The organism is Aliiglaciecola lipolytica E3, from assembly GCF_000314975.1.
Classification (GTDB): domain Bacteria; phylum Pseudomonadota; class Gammaproteobacteria; order Enterobacterales; family Alteromonadaceae; genus Aliiglaciecola; species Aliiglaciecola lipolytica.
Genome location: NZ_BAEN01000047.1, coordinates 1 through 1,066, shown reverse-complemented (window position 1 = coordinate 1,066; position 1,066 = coordinate 1). Strand labels below are relative to the sequence as shown.

Sequence of the window (1,066 nt, the reverse complement as noted above, 5' to 3'; positions counted from 1 at the left end):
GTTTCGCGCTGTGTTCGACGTGCCTTTTTGTGCGGCGAAGATAAACTAACGGGAAAAAGCTATGAGCATCGTCGCCAGTGGGTGGAAGACAGATTGTTGTTTTTGACCACCGTCTTTGCCATTGAGGTCTGCGCTTATGCTGTCATGCACAATCATACTCATGTGGTATTACATGTGAATTCCAACAAAGCAAAACGCTGGACAGATAAAGAGGTGGCTGCGCGTTGGCATAAGCTTCACAAAGGGACGCTTCTATCACAAGCCTTTACGTCTAAGCAATCTGCACCGCTCACTGACGCCGAACGCATCACTCTCCATTCAACGTTGTCCGTCTATCGCCATCGTTTAACCGATATTAGCTGGTTTATGCGAGAATTGAATGAGCCTATTGCACGACAAGCAAATCAAGAAGATAACTGTACCGGTCATTTTTGGGAAGGACGATTCAAATCTCAAGCCCTGTTAGATGAACATGCATTAGCTGCCTGTATGGTGTACGTAGACTTAAACCCCATTAGAGCAAACATGGCCAGCACACCTGAAACCTCTAAACACACCAGTATTAAACGTCGTATTCGCGATTTTAAGAAAGGCTATCAGCCATCTACATTGATGCCTTTTATTGGCAATCCCAAACAGCCTCAATCACAGGGCTTGATGTTCGAGTTAGTAGACTATTTAACGTTGGCTGACCTATCTGGTCGCAATATGGCCCCTGATAAGCGAGGCGCAATTGATGTGAACGAATCGCCCATATTGCAGCGCCTAGGATTGGATGAACACACCTGGAAAACCATGTTTCTAACCTTTGAAACCACTTTTAGCGTGGCAGCAGGATTATCTGACACCTTGAAAAGATACAAGCGAAAACGTCGGCAAAAGGCTCATTAAACTCCCCCTCCCCCTTAATCCACTTTTTTATTGCTTCTTTTTACTAGCGGTAAATTTCTGCTCGCACGACATTTACCTCAATGGCTCACACTCGCCATGAATTGAAGACTGCCAAAGGATTAATCGACAAAACCAACGCTTATCCCCCTTATTAAGAATAAAACAAGCACCCTAA

The 1,066-nt window shown here is 44.8% G+C and carries 1 protein-coding gene; it reads left to right on the top strand.

Annotation, left to right across the window (positions count from 1 at the left end):
- The coding region (locus GLIP_RS22055; RefSeq protein WP_052154979.1) for a hypothetical protein at positions 1–891 on the top strand (891 nt) is incomplete at its 5' end.
- Between the last annotated feature and the right edge of the window lie 175 nt (positions 892–1,066).